The sequence below is a fragment of the Streptomyces sp. NPDC096152 genome (assembly GCF_044763235.1).
Lineage (GTDB): Bacteria > Actinomycetota > Actinomycetes > Streptomycetales > Streptomycetaceae > Streptomyces.
Window position 1 is genome coordinate 13,918 of the sequence record NZ_JBIWFW010000002.1, and the last position, 20,552, is coordinate 34,469.

Annotated in this window: 19 protein-coding genes; 18 read left to right on the forward strand and 1 reads right to left on the reverse strand. The window is 72.3% G+C overall.

Annotated features, from left to right (window positions below; translation table 11 throughout):
* The first annotated feature begins 413 nt into the window (after positions 1 to 413).
* From ACIQ9G_RS05565 to ACIQ9G_RS05620, 12 genes are all read left to right on the forward strand, one after another.
* A complete protein-coding gene (locus ACIQ9G_RS05565; RefSeq protein ID WP_403606827.1) occupies positions 414 to 1,412 on the forward strand; it encodes a hypothetical protein in 999 nt (332 codons plus the stop codon).
* 73 nt (positions 1,413 to 1,485) lie between these two features.
* On the forward strand, positions 1,486 to 2,805 hold the full coding sequence (locus ACIQ9G_RS05570; protein ID WP_403606829.1) for an acetyl-CoA carboxylase biotin carboxylase subunit family protein: 1,320 nt from the start codon (positions 1,486 to 1,488) through the stop codon (positions 2,803 to 2,805).
* A complete protein-coding gene (locus ACIQ9G_RS05575) occupies positions 2,802 to 3,644 on the forward strand; it encodes an ABC transporter substrate-binding protein (RefSeq protein WP_403606831.1) in 843 nt (280 codons plus the stop codon). Before ACIQ9G_RS05570 ends, ACIQ9G_RS05575 begins: the two co-directional genes overlap by 4 nt.
* 7 nt (positions 3,645 to 3,651) lie before the next feature.
* Complete coding sequence (locus tag ACIQ9G_RS05580) at positions 3,652 to 4,506, forward strand: amino acid ABC transporter permease (RefSeq protein WP_403606833.1); 855 nt, start codon at positions 3,652 to 3,654, stop codon at positions 4,504 to 4,506.
* 3 nt (positions 4,507 to 4,509) lie between these two features.
* Positions 4,510 to 5,355: an amino acid ABC transporter ATP-binding protein gene (locus ACIQ9G_RS05585; RefSeq protein WP_403606835.1), complete on the forward strand. Its 846-nt coding sequence runs from the start codon at positions 4,510 to 4,512 to the stop codon at positions 5,353 to 5,355.
* Entirely contained in the window at positions 5,342 to 6,184 is an 843-nt protein-coding gene (locus ACIQ9G_RS05590; RefSeq protein WP_403606837.1) for a 3'(2'),5'-bisphosphate nucleotidase CysQ, read from the forward strand. Before ACIQ9G_RS05585 ends, ACIQ9G_RS05590 begins: the two co-directional genes overlap by 14 nt.
* Positions 6,181 to 6,729, forward strand: a complete 549-nt coding sequence (gene cysC, locus ACIQ9G_RS05595; protein ID WP_392196373.1) for an adenylyl-sulfate kinase — start codon at positions 6,181 to 6,183, stop codon at positions 6,727 to 6,729. Before ACIQ9G_RS05590 ends, cysC begins: the two co-directional genes overlap by 4 nt.
* Positions 6,726 to 7,661, forward strand: a complete 936-nt coding sequence (gene cysD / locus ACIQ9G_RS05600) for a sulfate adenylyltransferase subunit CysD (protein ID WP_403606840.1) — start codon at positions 6,726 to 6,728, stop codon at positions 7,659 to 7,661. Before cysC ends, cysD begins: the two co-directional genes overlap by 4 nt.
* Positions 7,662 to 7,663: 2 nt before the next feature.
* Positions 7,664 to 8,983 (forward strand): sulfate adenylyltransferase subunit 1, encoded by a 1,320-nt coding sequence (locus ACIQ9G_RS05605; RefSeq protein WP_403606842.1) that lies wholly within the window; start codon positions 7,664 to 7,666, stop codon positions 8,981 to 8,983.
* Positions 8,984 to 9,156: 173 nt separating this feature from the next.
* Entirely contained in the window at positions 9,157 to 9,915 is a 759-nt protein-coding gene (locus ACIQ9G_RS05610) for an ABC transporter ATP-binding protein (protein ID WP_403607891.1), read from the forward strand.
* The gene (locus ACIQ9G_RS05615; RefSeq protein ID WP_403606844.1) at positions 9,902 to 10,840 is read left to right on the forward strand and encodes an ABC transporter permease; all 939 of its coding nucleotides are present in this window, start codon (positions 9,902 to 9,904) and stop codon (positions 10,838 to 10,840) included. Before ACIQ9G_RS05610 ends, ACIQ9G_RS05615 begins: the two co-directional genes overlap by 14 nt.
* On the forward strand, positions 10,837 to 11,898 hold the full coding sequence (locus tag ACIQ9G_RS05620; protein WP_403606846.1) for a LysR family transcriptional regulator: 1,062 nt from the start codon (positions 10,837 to 10,839) through the stop codon (positions 11,896 to 11,898). Before ACIQ9G_RS05615 ends, ACIQ9G_RS05620 begins: the two co-directional genes overlap by 4 nt.
* Here ACIQ9G_RS05620 and ddaH read toward each other — a convergent pair.
* Positions 11,861 to 12,721 carry a dimethylargininase gene (gene ddaH, locus ACIQ9G_RS05625; protein ID WP_403606848.1) on the reverse strand — a complete coding sequence of 287 codons (861 nt, stop codon included), beginning with the start codon at positions 12,719 to 12,721 and terminating at the stop codon, positions 11,861 to 11,863. The two genes, ACIQ9G_RS05620 and ddaH, sit on opposite strands and share 38 nt — an antisense overlap.
* Before the next feature lie 288 nt (positions 12,722 to 13,009).
* Between ddaH and ACIQ9G_RS05630 the strand changes: the two genes are divergently transcribed.
* The 6 genes from ACIQ9G_RS05630 to ACIQ9G_RS05655 are packed head-to-tail and all read left to right on the forward strand — an operon-like array spanning position 13,010 to position 20,524.
* Complete coding sequence (locus ACIQ9G_RS05630) at positions 13,010 to 13,798, forward strand: class I SAM-dependent methyltransferase (protein ID WP_403606850.1); 789 nt, start codon at positions 13,010 to 13,012, stop codon at positions 13,796 to 13,798.
* 1 nt (position 13,799) lies between these two features.
* A complete protein-coding gene (locus ACIQ9G_RS05635; RefSeq protein ID WP_403607893.1) occupies positions 13,800 to 15,101 on the forward strand; it encodes an MFS transporter in 1,302 nt (433 codons plus the stop codon).
* Positions 15,102 to 15,112: 11 nt separating this feature from the next.
* The gene (locus tag ACIQ9G_RS05640; protein WP_403606852.1) at positions 15,113 to 16,471 is read left to right on the forward strand and encodes a lysine N(6)-hydroxylase/L-ornithine N(5)-oxygenase family protein; all 1,359 of its coding nucleotides are present in this window, start codon (positions 15,113 to 15,115) and stop codon (positions 16,469 to 16,471) included.
* A 58-nt stretch (positions 16,472 to 16,529) separates the two neighbouring features.
* A complete protein-coding gene (locus tag ACIQ9G_RS05645) occupies positions 16,530 to 16,889 on the forward strand; it encodes a cupin domain-containing protein (protein WP_403606854.1) in 360 nt (119 codons plus the stop codon).
* 2 nt (positions 16,890 to 16,891) lie between these two features.
* The gene (locus ACIQ9G_RS05650; RefSeq protein ID WP_403606856.1) at positions 16,892 to 18,478 is read left to right on the forward strand and encodes a class I tRNA ligase family protein; all 1,587 of its coding nucleotides are present in this window, start codon (positions 16,892 to 16,894) and stop codon (positions 18,476 to 18,478) included.
* A gap of 6 nt (positions 18,479 to 18,484) precedes the next feature.
* Complete coding sequence (locus ACIQ9G_RS05655; RefSeq protein WP_403606858.1) at positions 18,485 to 20,524, forward strand: FAD-dependent oxidoreductase; 2,040 nt, start codon at positions 18,485 to 18,487, stop codon at positions 20,522 to 20,524.
* Positions 20,525 to 20,552: the final 28 nt, after the last annotated feature.

Genomic DNA, 20,552 nt, shown 5'->3' on the forward strand with positions numbered 1-20,552 from the left:
TCTTACGCTCGCCGGGTCCGCGCACCCCCACGGAGAGGTCTCGGCCAATCGGACGACGGTGGGAAGCCGCCGCGCACGGCACGCCACAAAACGGAATCTTTTCCTCCCCGCTCGGTCGGCGGCCGGACGAAAGAAATGGTTATGAGCGACGTGGGCCGACCGGGGCGTCCGGGCGGGGAAGGCCGGGCCGATGCTCCGTTCGCCCCGTTTCCCTCATAAGTCGTGCTTATCGGAACCCACACGGATCGTGGAGATGTTGTACATGGAACGTTCATGGCCGAAAGGCACCCCGAACGCCTGGGGCTGGAGATACCTTGATTGACATTGTTGTCATACGCTTGCAATGATTCGATCAAAATTCGAGTCAGAGCTGTCCGTCGATACTCACAAGGCATCAACGGGAAAGTAAGGGGATGACTGTGCAGCAAAAGGTTCCGGACGTCAGCGGTTTACGAGCGGAACGCGTCGTCGTAGTCTCGCTGATGAAATCCGGCACCCATCTCGTGCAGGAACTGATGCTGGCTCTCGGCTACAGAATCTACGGCCAGTCGAGGATCCCGCAGGAAATACAGCCCGTTCTGGACGAGGGGACGCGCGATCGGATCGTGCGCATGGTCCACGGCGACCAGGCCGCCGACGCGCTCGGGGAGCAGGGCGAAGAGGCTTTCCGGGTCGGCTCCGACCAGGCGTGGGAGGCCCTCGGCTGGGCCTGGCAGCAGCGTCTGGGGATGCCTCTGGTCAACCGCTACGGTGCGCGGCTCACCCAGACCGAACTCGTCGAGCAGGCCTTCCGGCGCACGGCCGGCACGCCCTTCTCCGCCACTCCGGAGAACACCTGCTGGATCATTCCGGAACTGGACATCAAGAAGCTCGACGGCAAGTTCGTCGAGGAATGGGCGCAGACCGGCGAGCCGCGTATTCTCTTCATGTACCGCGACCCTCGCGACATGGTCCTCTCCATGGTCAACTTCCTGCTCGGAAAGACCGTCCAGGGATTCGGCAACTTCAGTGAGTTCCAGGTTTTCCACAGTATTCTGAAGTCCAAGGGTTCCCTGGAGGAACGCCTTCTGTACGCCCTGTCGGACCCCGCCTTCCCCGGCAGCGGCGACCACGAGCGGATGCTCTGGCTGCTGAACCACCCCAACGTCTGCAGCCTCTCCTTCGAGGAGATGGTGGGCCCGCAGGGCGGTGGCTCGGCCGAGGCCCAGCTCGACGTCGTACGCCGCGTGATCGAGTTCGTCGGCGCCGACGCGGACCCCGAGAAGACCGCCGACGGCATCTTCCGCAGGGACTCGTTCTCCTTCTTCAAGGGCCAGATCGGCAGCTGGCGGGAGGCCTTCACCCCGCGGGTCGAGCGACTGGCGCACGAGCGCCTGGCCAAGTCCCTGGAGCTGTACGGCTACTCGGCCTGACCGCCGGCCGGGCAGGCCGCCCCCCGGCGGACTCTCTTTCCCCGCACGCCGAACCAAGGAGTTCCGAACCCGCATGACCAAGGCCAACAGTCCTGCGCGGCGCACCCTCGTGCTCGTGATGAGGCGTGGGCTGAGCACGTCGCCGGACCATGTGCAGACCATGCTCGACCTGGACATCCGGACCCACCTCCTGACCGTCGACACCGAACCCTGGGCGAACGACCCCCGCTTCGCGTCGGTGCGCCGGCTCCCGCACGACGCCGACCAGCGGGCGTTCGTGCGGGCCGCCGTCGAGATCGCCCGGGACCGTGACGCGTCCGCCGTCGTCACCTTCATCGAGCCGGACATCGAGATCGTCGAGGAGGCCAACGCCGAACTCGGCCTCGACTGGGCGATCCCCGAGTCCGCCCGCGTCTGCCGGGACAAGCTGCGCCAGCGGATGTTCCTGGCCGAGCACGACATCCCCTCGGTCTGGTTCCACCCGGTCACCGACATCGAGTCGGCCGTCGAGGCGGCCACCGCTCACGGTCTGCCGGTCATGGTGAAGCCCACCCGGGCCGCCGCCAGCGACTGCGTCGAACTCGTCCACGACCCCGACCGGTTGAGGGCCTCTCTGAAGGTCGTCCAGAGCTACATCGAGAGCGGCCGCAACTTCTACTTCTCCGGCGCCCCCGAGTCCTGGGCGGTCCTGGAGGACTACCTGCCCGGCGAGGAGGTCACCCTCGACGGCGTCGTGCTCGACGGGCGGTTCGTCCTCGGCGGGGTGCACAACAAGAAGCACTCCACCGGGCCGCACTTCGAGGAGGACCTGTACACGCTGCCGTTCCGCACCCCGGAGCACGAGGCCGAGGTCGCCGGCATCGCCGCCGACATCACCCGGCGGCTGGGGGTGAAGCACGGCCTGTTCAACGCCGAGCTGCGGCAGGACGCCCAAGGCCGTTACCGCGTGGTCGAGTTCTCGATCCGCGTCTCCGGCGGCCATGTCTACCGGCACATCAAGGACGTGTACGCCATCGACATCGTGCGGATGTTCCTGCGCGCGGCCTGCGGCGAGAGCGCCGCGGACATCCTGGCGCAGGAGAACGCCAAGCAGCCGCCCCGGATGACCGTGAGCGCCAAGGTCATCTACCGCAACGGGCGCGTGGTGCGCAACAGCGTCGGCGAGGCCATGCACTCGCCGTACTTCCGCACCTACTTCCCCGTGGCCAAGCCCGGTACGGACGTCGTCTCCGGGGAGAACGGCTTCGACTTCACCGGACTGCTGTCCGTGTGGCACCCCTGGGAGCCCGGCCAGGACCCGGCCGTCGTCCACGAAGTGGCCCGCTCCCTGGCGGAGATGCTCGACGTGGAGGTGGCCGAACCGGCCGGGACGCACGGGCAGGAGGCCCCGTGACGGCGTCGCGCCCCCGCCGGCGGCGCCTCGCCGTCGGCGGCGCGGCCCTCGGGGTCGCCCTCCTCACCGCGTCCTGCGGGGGAGCGTCCTCCCAGAAGGCCACCTCCCCGCGGGTCAAGAACGTGACCCTGGTGAGGTCCGGGAAGATCGTGGTGTGCACCAACGTGCCGTACGAACCGTTCTCGTTCACGCGGAACGGCAAGGTCGTCGGCTTCGACATCGCGCTCATGGACAAGGTGGCCGCGCGACTGGGCGTACGGCAGGAGATCGTCGACATCGACTTCGACCCGATCCGCAGCGGAGCGGCACTCAACTCAGGCAAGTGCGACGTCGCGGCGGCCGGCATCACCATCACCGAGGAACGCAGGAGGAACGTCGCCTTCTCGAACCCGTACTTCGACGAGGCACTCACCCTGATGAGTCCCAGGGGCAAGCCGGTGGCCACCCTCGAGCAGGCCAGGAAGGGCAAGCTGCGCGTCGGGGTGCTCACCGGCACCACGAGCATGAAGGCCGCGGTGGACGCGGGCATCGAGCCGCAGGAGTACAAGGACTCCGGCAAACAGCTCACCGCCCTGCGTTCGGGGAGCGTGGACGTCATCGTGCAGGACCTCCCCGTGGTCACCAGCTGGCTCAGGAAGCCGGAACTGGCGGGGAGGTTCACCGCCGGACAGTCCATCGCCACCGGAGCGCACTACGGCTTCGTGGCGAAGAAGAAGGGCAGCGAGCACCTGCTCGGAGTGATCAACGAGGTGATCGCGGCAGCGAAGAAGGACGGCAGCTACGCCCGGCTCCACCAGCAGTGGCTCGGTGTCCCGCCCGAACAGAGCACGACCTCCTGAGAGAGTCATGGCAAAGACGTCCGCAGCTCCGCCGAACCTCGACCCCCTTCCCTTACCCCCGCCCCCTTCCCGGATCGGCCCGCGCCGCCGCAGACGCATCGGCCTGGCCGCGCAGTACGCGGTGTTCGCCCTGGTCGTCGTCGCGGTGGCGCTCCAGGTCGACTGGACCGCCGTGCGGGAGAACTTCCTCGACCTCGGCGTCGCCCGGGAGACCTTCCCCGGCCTGCTCACGGTGGCCCTGCGCAACACCGTCGTGTACACCCTCTCCGGCTACGTCCTCGGCTTCCTGCTCGGGCTCGTCCTGGCGCTGATGCGGCTGTCCTCCGTACCGCTGCACCGCTGGACCGCCCTGATCTACATCGAGGTCTTCCGGGGACTCCCCGCACTGGTGATCTTCCTGATCATCGGCTTCGGGATCCCGGTCGCCTTTCCCGGCTTCGCCCTGCCCGGCGACATCTACGGGCAGGTGGCGCTGGCCCTCGGCCTGGTCTCGGCGGCGTACATGGCCGAGACCTTCCGGGCCGGCATCCAGGCGGTGCCCAAGGGGCAGATGGAGAGCGCCCGCTGCCTCGGCATGTCGCACAGCCGGGCCATGTTCTCCATCGTGGTCCCGCAGGCGCTGCGCATCGTCGTGCCACCGCTGACCAACGAGCTCGTCCTGCTCTTCAAGGACTCCTCGCTCGCCTTCGTCCTCGGAGTCACGGCGGCCACCACCGAACTCGCCAAGTTCGGCTCCGACGTGGCCGCCGACCAGGCCGACTCCACCCCGCTCGTGGTGGCCGGCCTCGGCTACCTCCTGATCACCGTCCCGCTCGGGATCCTGGTGCGCCGGCTGGAGAGCCGCCGCGCCGAAAGGGGCTGACGCATGGCCACGGCTCGACCCGCCGTCGAGATGGCGGGACTGCACAAGTCGTACGGGCGGCTCGACGTCATCAAGGGAGTCGACCTGAGCGTGGCGCACGGCGAGGTCGTCTGCGTCATCGGGCCCTCGGGCTCGGGCAAGTCCACGCTGCTGCGCTGCGTGAACCTGCTGGAGGAGCCCACCTCGGGCGCCGTCCTGGTCGACGGCGTCAGGCTCAACCACCCCGACACCGACCTGGACGCGGCCCGGCGGCGCATGGGCATGGTCTTCCAGATGTTCCATCTGTTCCCCCACCTGACGGTGCTGGGCAACGTGACCATCGCCCAGCGGCGCGTCCTGCGCCGGGACCGCGCCGAGGCGGAACGGGCCGGCCGCGAATGCCTGGCCCGGGTGGGCGTCGAGGACAAGGCGGACGCCTACCCGGCACAGCTCTCGGGCGGGCAGCAGCAGCGCGTGGCGATCGCCCGCGCGCTGGCGATGAACCCGGGCCTGATGCTCTTCGACGAGCCGACCTCCGCCCTGGACCCCGAACTGGTCGGCGAGGTCCTCACGGTCATCCGTGACCTCGCCCGGGACGGCATGACCATGCTGATCGTCACGCACGAGATGGCCTTCGCCCGGGACGTGGCCGACCGGGTCGTCTTCATGGACGGCGGGGTGATCGTCGAGGAGGGCCTGCCGGCGCAGGTCATCGACGCCCCCCGCCACGAACGCACACGGACCTTCCTCCAACGGGTCCTCGGACCGCAGGGCCCGGCAGCTCCGGGTCCGGCTCCGCGGGGCCCGGCAGCTCAGGGCCCCGCGGGGCCGGGCTCCACCAGCACGGGGAGAACACATGAATACCTCTGACGCACCCGCGTCGCGCGTCACGGCCGACGCCTTCGACGTGCCCGACACACCCGACGACCACGCCTTCGCCCGCGCCTGCGCCGCCGCCGCGGGAGCGCGGCTCCTGGAGATCAGAGCAGCGGCGGCACCCGGCACCGACCCGCGCGAGCTGAGAGCCGCCGGCGACCGCGGCGCCCAGGCCGTCCTCGCCGGCCTGCTCGCGCGGCACCGGCCCCTCGACTCGGTCCTCTCCGAGGAGGCGGCCGACGACCGCACCCGGCTGACGGCGCGCCGGGTCTGGATCGTCGATCCGCTCGACGGCACCCGGGAGTTCGCCGAGCCCCCACGCGAGGACTGGGCCGTGCACGTGGCCCTGTGGGAGGCGGGCGGGCTGACCGCGGGCGCCGTCGCGCTGCCCGCCCGCGCCACCGTGCTGAGCACCGCCGACCCCGTGGCCGCCCGCGCGCCGCTCCGGCCGCGTCCCCGGATGCTGGTCAGCCGCAGCCGGCCGCCCGCCTTCGTCGCGCGGCTGGCCGAGGAGCTGGGCGCCGACGTCGTACCGCAGGGCTCGGCCGGGGCCAAGACGGCCTCCGTCGTGCTCGGCGAGGCGGACCTGTACGTGCACGCGGGCGGCCAGTACGAGTGGGACTCGGCCGCGCCCGCCGCGGTCGCCGCCCACCACGGATGCGTGGTCACCCGGCTCGACGGCAGCCCGCTCCGCTACAACAGACCCGACCCCGCCCTGCCCGACCTGGTCGTCTGCGCACCGGAACTGGCCGGGCCGCTGCGGGCGGCGCTCGCACGGGTCTGCCCCGCCCCGCCCGCCACCGAGGCGGGTGGGACCGTATGACGGCCGCCGTGCGACAGGGCTGCACCGTCTGGCTGACCGGGCTGCCCAGCTCCGGCAAGACCACCATCGCCACCGCGCTCGCCGCACGGCTGCGCGGCGACGGGCACCGCGTGGAGGTGCTCGACGGCGACGTGATCCGCTCGTTCCTCTCGGCCGGCCTCGGCTTCAGCCGCGCGGACCGCGACACGAACGTCCAGCGCATCGGGCTGGTCGCCGAGATCCTCGCCCGGAACCGGATCATCGCCCTGGTCCCGGTGATCGCCCCCTACCGGGACAGCCGCGACGCGGTGCGCAAGCGCCACGAGCAGAGCGGCACCCCGTACCTGGAGGTCCACGTCGCCACGCCCGTCGAGGTGTGCGCGCGGCGGGACGTCAAGGGGCTCTACGCCCGGCAGGCCGCCGGCGAACTGACCGGCCTGACCGGGGTGGACGACCCCTACGAGGCGCCCGACTCCCCGGATCTGCGGATCGAGACCCAGAACCAGACCGTGCAGGAGTCCGCCGTGATGCTCCATGCGTTGCTGATCGTGAGGGGGTTGTCATGACGCGGGCGACCGCACCGGACTCGCCCGCGCGGGCCTCGCGGGTCTTCGGGCACCTGGACTCGCTGGAGTCGGAGGCGGTGCACATCCTGCGGGAGGTGGCGGGCGAGTTCGAGAACCCGGTGCTGCTGTTCTCCGGCGGCAAGGACTCCGTCGTCATGGTGCACCTGGCGCTGAAGGCGTTCGCCCCGGCGCCCGTGCCGTTCCCGCTGCTGCACGTGGACACCGGGCACAACTTCCCGGAGGTGCTCGCCTACCGGGACCGTACGGTGGCCGTGCACGGACTGCGCCTGCTCGTGGCCGGTGTGCAGGACTACATCGACCGCGGCGTCCTGCGGGAACGCCCGGACGGCACCCGCAACCCGCTGCAGACCCTGCCGCTGACCGACGCCATCCGGAAGCACCGCTTCGACGCGGTGTTCGGCGGCGGCCGCCGCGACGAGGAGAAGGCACGCGCCAAGGAGCGGGTGTTCTCGCTGCGCGACGAGTTCTCCCAGTGGGACCCGCGCCGCCAGCGTCCCGAGCTGTGGCAGCTCTACAACGGCCGGCACGCCCCGGGCGAGCACGTGCGGGTCTTCCCGCTGTCCAACTGGACCGAGCTCGACGTGTGGCAGTACGTCCAGCGCGAGCGGATCGAGCTGCCGGACATCTACTTCGCCCACGAGCGCGAGGTGTTCCTCCGCTCGGGGATGTGGCTGACGGCCGGCGGATGGGGCGGGCCCACCGCGGCCGAGGCGGTGGAGAAGCGCCTGGTCCGCTACCGGACCGTCGGCGACATGTCCTGCACCGGCGCGGTGGACTCCGACGCCGCGACCGTCGAGCAGGTGATCGCGGAGATCGCCGCCACCCGGCTCACCGAACGGGGCGCCACACGCGCCGACGACAAGCTCTCCGAAGCGGCGATGGAAGACCGCAAGCGCGAAGGGTACTTCTAGCGATGGGCACGACCACCGAGCAGACCGCCGCCCGCCCGGCGGCCACCACCCTGCTGCGCTTCGCCACCGCGGGCTCCGTCGACGACGGCAAGTCCACCCTGGTCGGACGGCTCCTGTACGACTCCAAGAGCGTGCTCGCCGACCAGATGCAGGCGGTCGAGCACGCCTCCCGCAGCCGCGGCCGGGACGCCCCGGACCTCGCGCTGCTCACCGACGGCCTGCGCGCCGAGCGCGAGCAGGGCATCACCATCGACGTGGCCCACCGCTACTTCGCCACCCCCCGGCGCCGGTTCATCCTGGCCGACTCGCCGGGCCACGAGCAGTACACCCGGAACATGGTCACCGGCACCTCCACCGCCGAGCTGACCGTCATCCTGGTCGACGCCCGCAAGGGGATGGTCGAGCAGACCCGGCGCCACGCGGCCATCGCCGCGCTGCTGCGCGTCCCGCACGTAGTGCTCGCGGTGAACAAGATGGACCTCGTCGGCCACGAGGAGTCCGTCTTCGCCCGGATCGCGGTCGAGTTCACCCGGTACGCCGCCGAGCTGGGCGCCGGGGAGATCACCGCGATCCCCATCTCCGCGCTGGCCGGTGACAACGTCGTCGAGCCGTCCGCGAACATGGACTGGTACGGCGGCCCCACCGTCCTGGAGCACCTGGAGACCGTCCCGGCCGGCGCCGACCCGGGCGGGCGCCAGGCCCGTTTCCCGGTGCAGTACGTGATCCGGCCGCAGACCGCCGGCCACCCCGACTACCGCGGCTACGCGGGCCAGATCGCCGCCGGGACGCTGCACGTCGGCGAGTCCGTCACCGTGCTGCCCTCGGGCCGGGTGACCACCGTCGCGGCGATCGACGCCCTGGGCGTCCGCGTCCCGAGCGCGTCGGCGCCCGAGTCGGTGACCGTCCTGCTCGCCGACGACCTGGACGTCGCGCGCGGCGACCTCATCGTGCCGACCGGCGCGGCCCCCGGTCTCACCCGCCGCGTCGAGGCCACCGTGTGCCATCTGCACGAACGGCCGCTGACGGTGGGCGCGCACGTGCTGCTCAAGCACACCACGCGCACGGTCCGGGCGAGCGTCAAGGAGCTGCCGTACCGCATCGACACGGCGCACGGCCTGACGCGCCGGTCCCGGCCGCAGTCCCTGCGGGCGAACGACATCGGGACGGTCGTGCTGCACACGTCCGAGCCGCTGGCCATGGACGGATACGCGGACTCACGCCGCACCGGATCGTTTCTGCTGATCGACCCGGCGGACGGGGCCACCCTCACCGCCGGCATGGCGGGCGCCGCGTTCGCGGACGGCTGCGGGGGAGTGCGGTGAACCGGCCGGTGTGCGACGGTCTCCGCGCGGGCGAGCAGGTCGCGGAGGGTCTCCGCGCGGGCGAACAGATCGCGGACGGCCTCCGCACGGGCGAACCGGTCGTGACGGCCGAGGCGCCCACGCCGCCGCGGGCCGGGCCGGCGGGAGCCGCCGGCGAGCCGCCCGCGCTCGCACTGCGGTCGGTCTCCAAGTCCTTCGGCCACCCCGGCGGGCGGCAGCTCGTCCTCGACGACATCAGCCTGGACGTCGCCCCCGGCGAGTTCGTGTGTCTGCTCGGCGCCTCCGGGTGCGGCAAGTCCACCCTGCTCGGGCTGGCCGCGGGCATCGAGGCACCCAGCGCCGGGACGATCTCGGCGGTGGGCCCGCGCCCCGCGCTGATGTTCCAGGAGCACGCGCTGTTCCCGTGGCTGACCGCCGGGAAGAACATCGAACTGGCGCTCAGACTCCGGGGAGTTCCCCGGCGCGAGCGCCGCCCCGAGGCCGAGCGCCTGCTGGAGCTGGTGCGGCTGGGCGGCGCGTACCGCAAGCGGGTGCACGAGCTGTCCGGCGGGATGCGCCAGCGCGTCGCCCTCGCCCGGGCGCTGGCCCAGGCGTCGGAGGTCCTGCTGATGGACGAGCCGTTCGCGGCGCTCGACGCGATCACCCGCGACCTGCTGCACGAGGAACTGATCCGGGTCTGGCACGAGTGGAACCGGCCCGCCGCGTCCGAGGCCCGCCGCCTGTCGGTGCTCTTCGTGACGCACAACGTCCGGGAGGCGGTGCGGCTCGGCGGACGGGTGGTGCTGCTGACCTCCCGGCCCGGCCGTGTCGCCCGCCAGTGGCGCATCGGCCTGCCGTATCCCAGGCGTCTGGAGGACGAGGCAGTGGCGGAGATGTCGAAGGAAATCACCGAAGAGTTACGCACGGAGATCAGCCGCCATGGCACACACTGACACGACACGGTCCCCGCGGCCGGCCGGCGGCCGCGGTGTCCTGCCGGGCGGCTCCCGGGACGGCTCCGACCTCGCCGGCCTGAGCACCGGGCTGGACGCCCTGCAGAGCGCGCCGGCCGGCGGCGGCGCCCGGCTGGGCAGGATGCTGCGCTCCCGCCTGCTGCCGCCCGTGGCCGCCTGCGCGCTGATCCTGACCGTCTGGCAACTGGTCTACCTCTCCGGTGTCAAGCCCGCCTACGTCCTGCCCGGGCCGCGCGCCGTGTGGGACGCCCTGGTCGAGCAGTGGTACCTGGGCACGACCCTGGGCGTGGTCTGGACGAGCGTCTCGCGGGGTGCCCTCGGCTTCCTGGTCGCCATCGCCGTCGGCACACCGCTCGGGCTGCTCGTCGGACGGGTGCGTCCCGTCCGCACCGCGATCGGGCCGATCCTGTCGGGGCTGCAGTCCCTGCCCTCGGTGGCCTGGGTCCCGGCCTCGGTCATCTGGTTCGGCCTGACGGACACTGCCATCTACGCGGTCGTGCTGCTCGGTGCCGTACCGTCCGTGGCCAACGGCCTGGTGGCGGGCATGGACCAGGTGCCGCCGCTGTTCGTGCGCGCCGGGCGGACGCTGGGCGCCCAGGGCCTGCACGGAGTGCGGCACATCCTGCTGCCCGCGGCGCTGCCCGGGTACCTCGCCGGGCTGAAGCAGGGCTGGGCGTTCTCCTGGCGGTCCCTGATGGCCGCCGAACTCATCGCCGGATCACCGGAGATGGGGTACGGGCTGGGGCAGATGCTGGAGAACGGGCGGGTGGCGCAGGACATGCCGCTGGTCCTCGCGGCGATCCTGCTGATCCTGAGCGTCGGCATCGGTGCCGAACTCCTCGTCTTCGCGCCGCTGGAGCGGTACGTGCTGCGGACCCGCGGGCTGCTGGAGCGTGTGCGGTGAACGGCCGGGACGTCCCCGAGGGCGAGGGCATCGCCGCCGGCGAGCTGCGCGGCCTGCGCTACTTCCTCGCGGTGGCCGACGAGTTGAGCTTCGGCCGGGCTGCGGTGCGGCTGCACATGACGCAGCCGGGCCTGTCCCAGGGCATCAAGGCGCTGGAGCGCCGGCTCGGGATGCCGCTGTTCGAACGCGACCGGCAGGGCGTCGCCCTGACCGCCGCGGGCCGGGTCCTCGAGCCGAAGGCCCGCCAGCTCCTGTCCCACGCAGAGGAGTTCGACAGGTTCGCGAGTGTGCTGGCAGGCCGGCACAACGGGACGCTCGCCCTGTCCTACTCCCGCTCCGGCGGGATCGGGCTGGCCTCCGATCTCACCCGCCGCTTCCAGGAGGAGTACCCCCACATCACCGTCGAGACCTCCACCGGCCACACCCACTCCAACGCCGAGCGGATCCGGATGCGCGCGATCGACGTCGGCTTCGTGCGGCCGCCGATCGCCGGGGACGACCTCCAGTGCTCCGTCATCGCCTACGACCGGGTGGTCGTCGCGGTGCCGGCCGGCCACCCGGTCGCGGACCGGGCCGGCGTGTCACCGGCGGACCTGGCCGGCGAGCGGCTGGTGTTCTTCCCGCGTGAACGCAGCGGCCTGTGGGAGTCCATCCTCGCCGCGGTGTACGGACCCGGCGCCGAGCCGGAGATCGGCCGCGTCGAACCCGACGAGCCCCACATGCTCGCGGCCGTCGCCCAGGGCGCGGGCATCACGCTGGTCACCGAGCCGACCGCGGCGCTGCTCGCCGTGCCGGGCGTGGTGTTCCGGCCGTTCACCGTGCCGGTCGCCGTGCCGATGGCGCTGGCCTGGCGGAAGGACAACGCCAATGCGGCCCTGCACACCTTCGTGTCCTTCGTGCGCGGCGCCGTCGCACCGGCCGTGCCGCCCGCGTCCCCGGCGGGCACCGTCGTATCGGGCCGGAGCAGACACGGCCGGCCGTCGGAGGGACAGCCGGGGTCCCGGCCCCCGCGCAGTCCGGCTACCCGGGGACCGCGGCCGTCGGTCGCCCGGCGGTGAGCGGGGGCCGCAGTTCCAGCGTGCAGCACTTGACGCCGCCGCCGGCCTTCATCAGCTCGGACATGTCGACGCCGATGGGGTGGAAGCCGTGCGCACGCAGCTGTTCGGTCAGCCCGGTCGCGGCCTGCGCCAGCACCACGTGGTGCCCGTCGCTGACCGCGTTGAGGCCGAAGACGGCGGCGTCGGCGCCGGAGGCGAGCAGCGCGTCGGGGAACAGCTCGCGCAGCACCGCGCGGCTGCCGGGGGAGAACGCGGAGGGGTTGTACATGATCCGGTCGTCGTCGAGCACCGCGAGGGCGGTGTCGAGGTGGTAGTAGCGCGGATCGGTCAGCGTGAGGCTGACGACGGGGCGCCCGAAGAACTCCTGGGCCGCCCGGTGACCGGCCGGGTCCGAGCGGAAGCCGCAGCCGGCCAGCACCCAGCGGCCGGTGACGAGGTAGTCGCCCTCGCCCTCGTTCACATGGCCGGACTCGTGCACCTCGGGGAAGCCGTTGGCGCGGAACCACTCGGCGTAGGCGGGCCCCTCGGCGGCGCGCTCCTCGTTGCGGAAGCGGGCGGCCAGCACCCGGCCGTCCACGACGGTGGCCCCGTTGGCGGCGAAGACCATGTCCGGCAGCCCGGGCAGCGGGTCGATCAGCTCGACCGTGTGTCCCAGCGCGACGTACAGGTCGCGCAGGTCCTCCCACTGCGCCAGGGCCAGTCCCTGGTCCACCGGCTTGCTCAGATCCATCCACGGATTGATCGAGTAGGTGACGTCGAAATGGGCCGGTGGACACATGAGGTATCGCCGCTTACGAAACCCACGGGGGTGCTCTTCGACCATCTGGGCTGCCTCCGGAGCGCTTGCGAATTTCCGGTACGGAGAAATGTGCACGGCTCGCATTCGGGAGTGCACTTGACCAGTAGCGCACAAAGTCGAAGGGGCCGTCCAATTCCATCTCCTGATCAGCTCATAACGGCGCCCTATGGATCCGGAACGGCAGCTGAGGTGTTGTCAGGAACCGCTTGACAGTGTGCTCGACATGCTGCAAAGGTCGTAGTCAAATTTTCACAAGAAGGCCCGGAGGGATGGGGCGTGGGAAAAGCATCTGCCCTGAAGAACGGTAACGTCGTGACGTTTTCCGATGCGCGCGTGGAAGCCGCGCTGGACGCCGGTGACCCGGATATCGGAACGTTGTGGGAACTGTGCATGCTGTTCGAGTTCGACCGTGAGGAGACCGCCGACGGAATAGCCAGGTGGCTGGGTCCCGCGGAGGGACTCAGCATTCTCGACTGCGCCTGCGGAAGCGGATTTCCCGCCCTGGAGCTGATCCGCCGCGGCTACGACGTGACCTGCACCGACGGCAGCGAGCTGATGCTGGCCCACTTCCGCCGCAACGCCGGCGTCGAGGGTCTCGGCGTCCGCCCCGAGCTGGTGCTGTGGGAGGACCTCCCGCGCCGCTACGCCGGGCAGTTCGACGTGGTGATGAACCGCGGCGGCGGCAACTACATCTACGCCGGAGCCTGGGACGAGGAGGGGCTGGCCGACCAGTCCGCCATGGCCGAGGCCATCGGGCAGTGGGTGGCCTGTGTGCGCCCCGGCGGCCGCTTCTACGTCGACATCACCCGCGCGGAGGACCTGGAGCGCCGGGAGGAGCAGTCGGTGGTCCACCCCACCCTGCGCATCGGCCGGCACACCGTGGACATCGCCGAGACCATCTCGATCGACCGGTCCAGCGGCATCCGCACCTGGTGGAGCAGCCTGACCGTGGACGGCACGGAACGGACCTTCCAGCGCCGCTCCCGCTATCTGCGGCACGACCAGCTCGTCGACATCCTCGAGGGCTGCGGGCTGACCGACGTGCGCAAGACGCCCGTACGGGGCGAGTACTACGACATCTACACCGGAGTGCGTGCCTGACATGAAGTTCCGGTCCCTGCACCCCAACCTCCGCGTCCGCATCGTCGTGGGATCCGTGCAGCGCTTTCTGCACGTCATGGTCATGCCCCTGATGACCGTGTTCCTGGCCGAGCGTTTCGGCGTCGCGGTCGCCGGTGCGATGGTCCTGGTCATCGCGGTGTGCGAGGTGTCGGGATCGCTGCTGGGCGGCTACCTGGCCGACATCCACGGCCGCCGCCCGCTGCTGCTGGCGGGCGAGGCGGGCGTCGTCGCCGCGTATCTGACGATGGCGGCCGCCGCGACGCCCTGGTGGGAGAACTCCGGCGTCGTCTACGCGGGCTTCCTCGCCGCGAGTCTCGCCTCCAACCTCGCCGTACCGGCGAACGACGCGATGATCGTGGACGTCAGCACCCCCGAGTCGCGGCAGTTCGTCTACACGATCAACTACTGGTCGATCAACCTCGCCCTCGCCTGCGGCGTCCTCATCGGCGGCTTCCTGTACCGGGGTTACTTCCCCCAGCTCCTCGCCGCGGTCGCCGCCGGTTCGCTCGTGGTGTTCCTGGTGACCCTCGTGAAGATCAGCGAGACGGCACCGGAGGGGACGGCGGCGGAGAAGTCCGAGTCGGCGCGCGCCTACATCCGCAGTTTCACCTCCGGCTACCGCGCGGTCCTCGCCGACCGGCTGTTCTCGGCGCTGCTGATCGCGGCCACCCTGCGCATGGCCATCGAGGTGCAGATCAACTACTACATCAACGTGCGGGTCAGCGAGACCTTCGGGCAGCAACGGCTGTTCGGACTCGGTTCCTGGGACGCCACCGTCGACGGGGTCGAGATCCTCGGCATCCTGCGCGCCGAGAACACCATCCTGGTGGTGCTGCTCGCGCTGGTCGTCCACCGCCTGCTGCGCCGGGTGCGCGACCGCCCGCGGCTGTACGCCGGCGTGATCCTGTTCACCGGCGGCTACATGGTGATGGCCGTGTCCGGCAACGGCTGGGTGCTGCTCGCCGCCATGCTCGTCCTCACCGTCGGCGAACTGCTCAACGTGCCCGTGCAGCAGACCATGCTGGCCGACCTGGTCCCCGAGCGCTCACGGACCAAGTACATGGCCGTCTTCAACCTCAACGTCCGCCTCGCTCTGCTCATCGCCTCGCTGTGCATGACGCTCGGGGCCGTCGTCTCGCGCTGGGGCATCGCGGCGCTCTACGCGGTCTTCGGAGCGGTGATCGTCCTGAAGTACCGCACCATCCTGGTCGCGCGCGACCGGGGCCGGCCGGCGGCCGACGCGGAGGGCTCCGTACCGGTGGGACGTCCGGCACAAGACTGAAAGGGAAACACATGGATTCGTCGTGGACGGACACCCCGGTCGTCGACGTACTGGGCGTGGGATTCGGCCCGGCCAACCTGGCACTGGCGATCGCGGTCACCGAACACAACGAGACGGGGGGCGGGGCGCCGCCCCTGACCGCCGAGTTCCTCGAACGCAAACCCGCCTTCGACTGGCACGGCAGCATGCTGATCGAGGGCGCCACCATGCAGGTGGCATTCCTCAAGGACCTGGCGACGCTGCGCAATCCGGTCAGCCGGTTCGGCTTCGTGCCCTACCTGCACGCCCGGGGCCGGCTCGTGGACTTCATCAACCACAAGATCCTCTACCCGTCCCGGGTGGAGTTCCACGACTACCTCTCCTGGTGCGCCGGGCAGGTGGACCACCTGGTCCGCTACGGCCACGAGATGGTCTCCGCCAGAACGGTCGCCGAGGACGGCGCCGTCACCCACTTCGAGGTCATCGCCCGCGACGAGAGCACGGGCGAACTGGTGGTCAAGAAGGCCCGCAACCTGGTCCTCGCCCCGGGCCTGGTGCCCAGGATGCCGCACGGCCTCGAGGTCTCCGCCCATGTGCGGCACAGCTCGACCACACTCGCGGACCTCGCGCGGCTGGACGCCTCCGCGCGCACGCCGCGCCGCTTCGTCGTCCTGGGCGCGGGGCAGAGCGCCGCCGAGGTCGCCGACCATCTGCACCGCACCTACCCGGCCGCCGAGGTCCACGCCGTCTTCTCCCGGTTCGGCTACAGCCAGGCCGACGACAGCCCCTTCGCCAACCGGATCTTCGACCCCTCGGCCGTCGACGACTTCCACGGCGCGCCCCCGGAGGTGAAGGACGCGCTCTTCGGCTACCACGCCAACACCAACTACTCCGTGGTGGACGTCGACCTCATCGAGGAGATGTACCGCCGCGTCTACGAGGACCGGATCGCCGGCGTCGAACGGCTGCGCCTGCACAACGTCTCGGTGCTGCGCGACGTCCAGGAGGCCGGCGACGCGGTCAAGATGACGGTCCATCACCTGTCCACCGGCGGCACCACCGACCTGGAGGCGGATCTGCTGGTGTGCGCCACCGGCTACCGGCCCCCCGACCCGCTGGCCCTGCTCGGCCCGGCCGGCGACCCGCTGCTCCGGGACTCCGAGGGCAGGCTCCTCGTCGAACGCGAGTACCGGGTCGCCACCGCGCCCGAGGTCCGGGCGGGCGTGTACCTGTGCGGAGGCACCGAGCACTCGCACGGCATCACCTCCTCCCTGCTGTCCAACGCCGCCGTACGCGCCGGGGAGATCCTCGACTCCGTTCTGGACCGCGCCGGACGGGACCCGGGCCCGGCCGCCGTACGCCAGGACACCGCGGCCGCGAAAGCCTGCTGAACGACGGAAGACGCACGACGAACGCCCCATCCGCGCGTGCTCAGAGAACGAGAGGCACATGATCAGGACGTTCCGCATCCACGAAGAGAACGCGGCCCAGGAGTTCGGCATGGCCTGCCAGCGCCTGGTGCCGTGGGCCGGCCAGGGCGAGGAACCGCCCTTCGGCGCGATGGCCTGCTTCCTGCCCGCCGGGGCCCGGTCCGCCCCCGACTGCCACGACCAGGACGAGGTGATGATCACCCTGGGCGGCCGGGGCACGGTCGGCGTCGGCGACGAGAGCGCCGCCATCGACGCCGGCACGGTGCTGGTCATTCCGCGCAACCAGACCCACGTCGTACACAACTCCGGAGAATCGAACCTGAGTTGGGTCTCCATGTACTGGCCGCTGCACGAACCGGGGACCGGGGGCGAGAAGTGAGCGTGCCCACCCCGACCTGGATCACCGCGACCCCGCCGACACCCAACGGCGAACTGCACGTCGGCCACCTCGCGGGCCCCTACGTCGCCGCCGACGTCCTGCGCCGCTTCACCCTCGCCGAGGGCGGACCCGTCCTGATGACCACCGGCCTCGACGACCACCAGAGCTACGTCGCCACCCGCGGCCTGCTCGACGGACTCACCGGCGAGGAGGTCGCGGACCTCAACGGCGAACGCATCACCCGCGGCTGGGACCTCGCCGGGGCCGCCTTCGACCGGGTGGTCGCACCGCGCCGCGACCCCGGCTACACCGAGGTCGTCCAGGCGTTCTTCCAGAAGCTCCACGACAACGGTGTCCTGGTGCCCCGCACCCGGCCGCTCCCGTACTGCGTGCCCTGCGACCGCTGGCTCTACGAGGCCTACGTCACCGGCGGCTGCCCGCACTGCGGCGCCGGCTCCAACGGCAACGCCTGCGAGCCGTGCGGCCGCCCCAACGACTGCGGCGACCTCACCGACCCGCACTGCGTCGTGTGCGGCGCGGCGGCCGAACTGCGCCCGCAGACCCGCCTCTACCTGCCGCTGGCGCCCTTCGCCGACCGCCTGGCCCGCTTCTGGCGCGACACGCCCATGCCGCCGCACCTGCGCGCGCTGTGCGAGCGGATGCTCGGCGACGGCATGCCGGAGATCGCGGTCAGCCATCCCTCCGACTGGGGCGTCCCGGTACCCGTGCCCGGCTTCGAGGACCAGCGGATCTTCGTCTGGTGCGAGATGGCGCCGGGCTACCTCCTGCAGTACGACCCCGAATCCGCCCGGCCCGCGGTCGGTCCGGTCCAGTTCTTCGGCTTCGACAACGGCTACTTCCACGCCGTCCTCTTCCCGGCGCTCTACCTGGCCTGGGACCCGGAGCTGCCCCTGGCCGGCGCGTTCGTCGTCAACGAGTTCTACCGGCTGGAGGGCAAGAAGTTCTCCACCAGCCGCCGCCACGCGGTGTGGGCGCTCGCCGCGCTGAAGGAGGGCGGTGCCGACGCCCTGCGCCTGCAGGTGCTGCGCGACCGGCCCCACGGCCGGCAGACCAGTTTCAGCGACGGCGACCTCGCCCGGGCCCGCGAACACCTGGACACCCTCTGGAACGGCTGGCTGAACCGCCTCGTCGAGGCCGTCCACGCGGAGACCGGCGGCGTCGTCCCGGACCGGCGACCGGACGGGCCCGGCTGGGAGTTGCTCGAGGGCCGGCTCACCCGGCTGTGCGGGGAGCTGCGCGAGGCGTACTCCGTCGAGGGCTTCGACACCCGCCGCGCGGTCGATCTCCTCGACGAGACCGTGCGCTGCGCGGCGGACTTCGGGCACGTCCACCGCCACGAGCGGCAACGCCCCGCCGGCCGCGACGCCTACCGGGCGGCACTCGCCGGTGAACTCGCCGTCGCCTCGGCGCTGGCCGCCTGGGCGGCCCCGGTCGTCCCCGCGGGCGCCGCCCGGCTGAGCGAGGCCCTGGGCTGGGACCCGGCACGGCGGGTGGACGCGACGGCGCTGACCCCGCCGCCCGCGGGCACCGTGCTGACGCTGCCGGACGGCCCGCTCTTCGGGAGCTGACGCCCCATGGGACGACGAGAGGTGGACGCACGGCCCCGGGTGGCCGTGGTCGGGCCGTTCAGCGGGCCGCGCGCCGCCTGGGGCGAGCTGCTGAGCGGCGCGCTCGGCGCGGTGCGCCGGGCCCCGGTGGAGTGGGTGCTCCTCGACGACCGGGGCGAGGCGGAGCGGGGCGGGACCAGGGCGCGCGAGGTCGTCGCCGACGGCGGCTTCGCCGCGGTCGTCGGCCACTTCAACAGCCTCGGCGCCGCGGCCGCCCTGCCGGTCTACCGGGAGCACCGGCTGCCGGTGCTGCTGCCGCTCGCCACCGCCCCCGGCCTGCTCGACGGGGCCGGCGGCCTGGCGCTGCGGCTGTGCCCCGACGACGCCGGGCAGGCCGCGGCCGTGGTGGCGGCCTGCCGCGCCGAGGGGCACCCGCACCTCGACGTGGTGCACGACGGCACCGGGTACGGGCTGCGGCTCGCCGGACTCCTCCGGGAGGCCGCCGCCCCCGGCCTCTCGGTGGACGTCCACTCCCGGTGGCCCGCCACCGCGGGCGCCGCGGTCGCGCTGTGCGGCGTCCACCATGGGGCGGCCGCGCTGCTGCGCGACCGGACGCACCCGCGACCGGAGCGGTGGATCGTGGCGACGGACGACTGCGACGTGCCCGAGTTCGCCGAGCTGGCGGGGCCCGCCGCCGAGGGCGTACGGGTCGCGCGGCTGGCCGGGGGACCCGCGGCACGCGTCGTGGCGGCCTTCGCGGCGCTCGCGGCGGCCCTCACCAAGCACCCGGCGCGCCGCGGCGCACGGCTGGTGGAGACCGTACGCGGCGAGCTGGCCCACGAACTCGACGCGCGGGGCGAGGTGGTGGGCGGCTCGCGCGGCGCGGGGTGGGAGGTGCTGCCGGTCGCCGCGCCGGCCGCCGCGCCCCGGGGCCCGTTCGACGTGGCGGTCGTCGGCGCGGGCGTGGTCGGCAGCGCGACGGCCGCCGAACTCGCCGAGCGGGGACGGTCGGTGGTGCTGCTGAACGGCACGGCGGACGCCGCCAGCACGGTGTCCGGGGCACTGGTCCGGGCCTGGGAGGCGGACGCCGCCGAGCGGGCCCGGGCGATCCGGTCCTACCAGCTGCTGTGGGGCCGGGCGGAGCGGGCGGCCGCCCACGGCTTCCGCCGGACCGGCGCGCTGGTGCTCTTCGGGCCCGGGGGCAGGGCCGCCGCGGAGGAGGGGGTCGCCGACCTGGCCGCCGCGGGCCTCGCCGCCGAGGTCCTCGGTTTCGACGAGGTGACCCGCCGCTGGCCGCTGATCGCGGGCGACGGCGTGGAGGGCGCGGTGTGGGAGCGGGGCGGCGGGTACGCGGTGGCCGCCGTGGCCCTGGCCGCGCTGACCGACCGGGCCCGCCGCGCCGGGGCGCACCTCGTGCCCGGCCACGACGTGCGCACCCTCCGGGCCCGCGCCGGTGCCGGAGTCGTCATGGACGAATCGCTGCGCGCGGGAGGGGCGGTGGTGGCGGCGGGCTGCGGCACGCCCGCACTGCTCGGCCCGCACTGGCCGGCCGGGCACACCGCCCGCGCCAAACGGATCCAGTACGCGATCTTCGAACGGCCGGCCGGCGGGACGGGCGACCCCCTGCCCACGCTGGTCGATCTCACGACCGGGATGTGGGCCCGGCCGGACGGCCTGGACGGCGTCCTGGCCGGGGTCCCGGTCGAGGAGTGGGACGTGCGGGCCGCCGACGGCACCGCCCTGACGCCGGACCGGATCGACCACATCCGGGACCGGGCGGGCGCACGGCTGCCGTTCCTCACCGGGGCCAGGGCGCTCACGAGCGTGCGGGGCCGCGATCTGTACGTCGCTCCGGCCCCGGTCCTGGGGCCCTTGCCCGGCCTTCCGCACACCGTGGTGGCGGCGGGCTGGTCGGGCGCCGGCTTCAAGACGGCCCCGGCGGCGGCGGAGGCGGCCGCGGACGCCGTCATGGCGGAGGCGGCGACCATGAGCACGGTCACCTTGAGTGATGTTCAGGGGAGTGCCGACGGGGGCGACTGTGAGCCCGGAGCCGCCCCCGCGGGCTGACCCGGGAGGGAAACGGACGGCCGGCCGG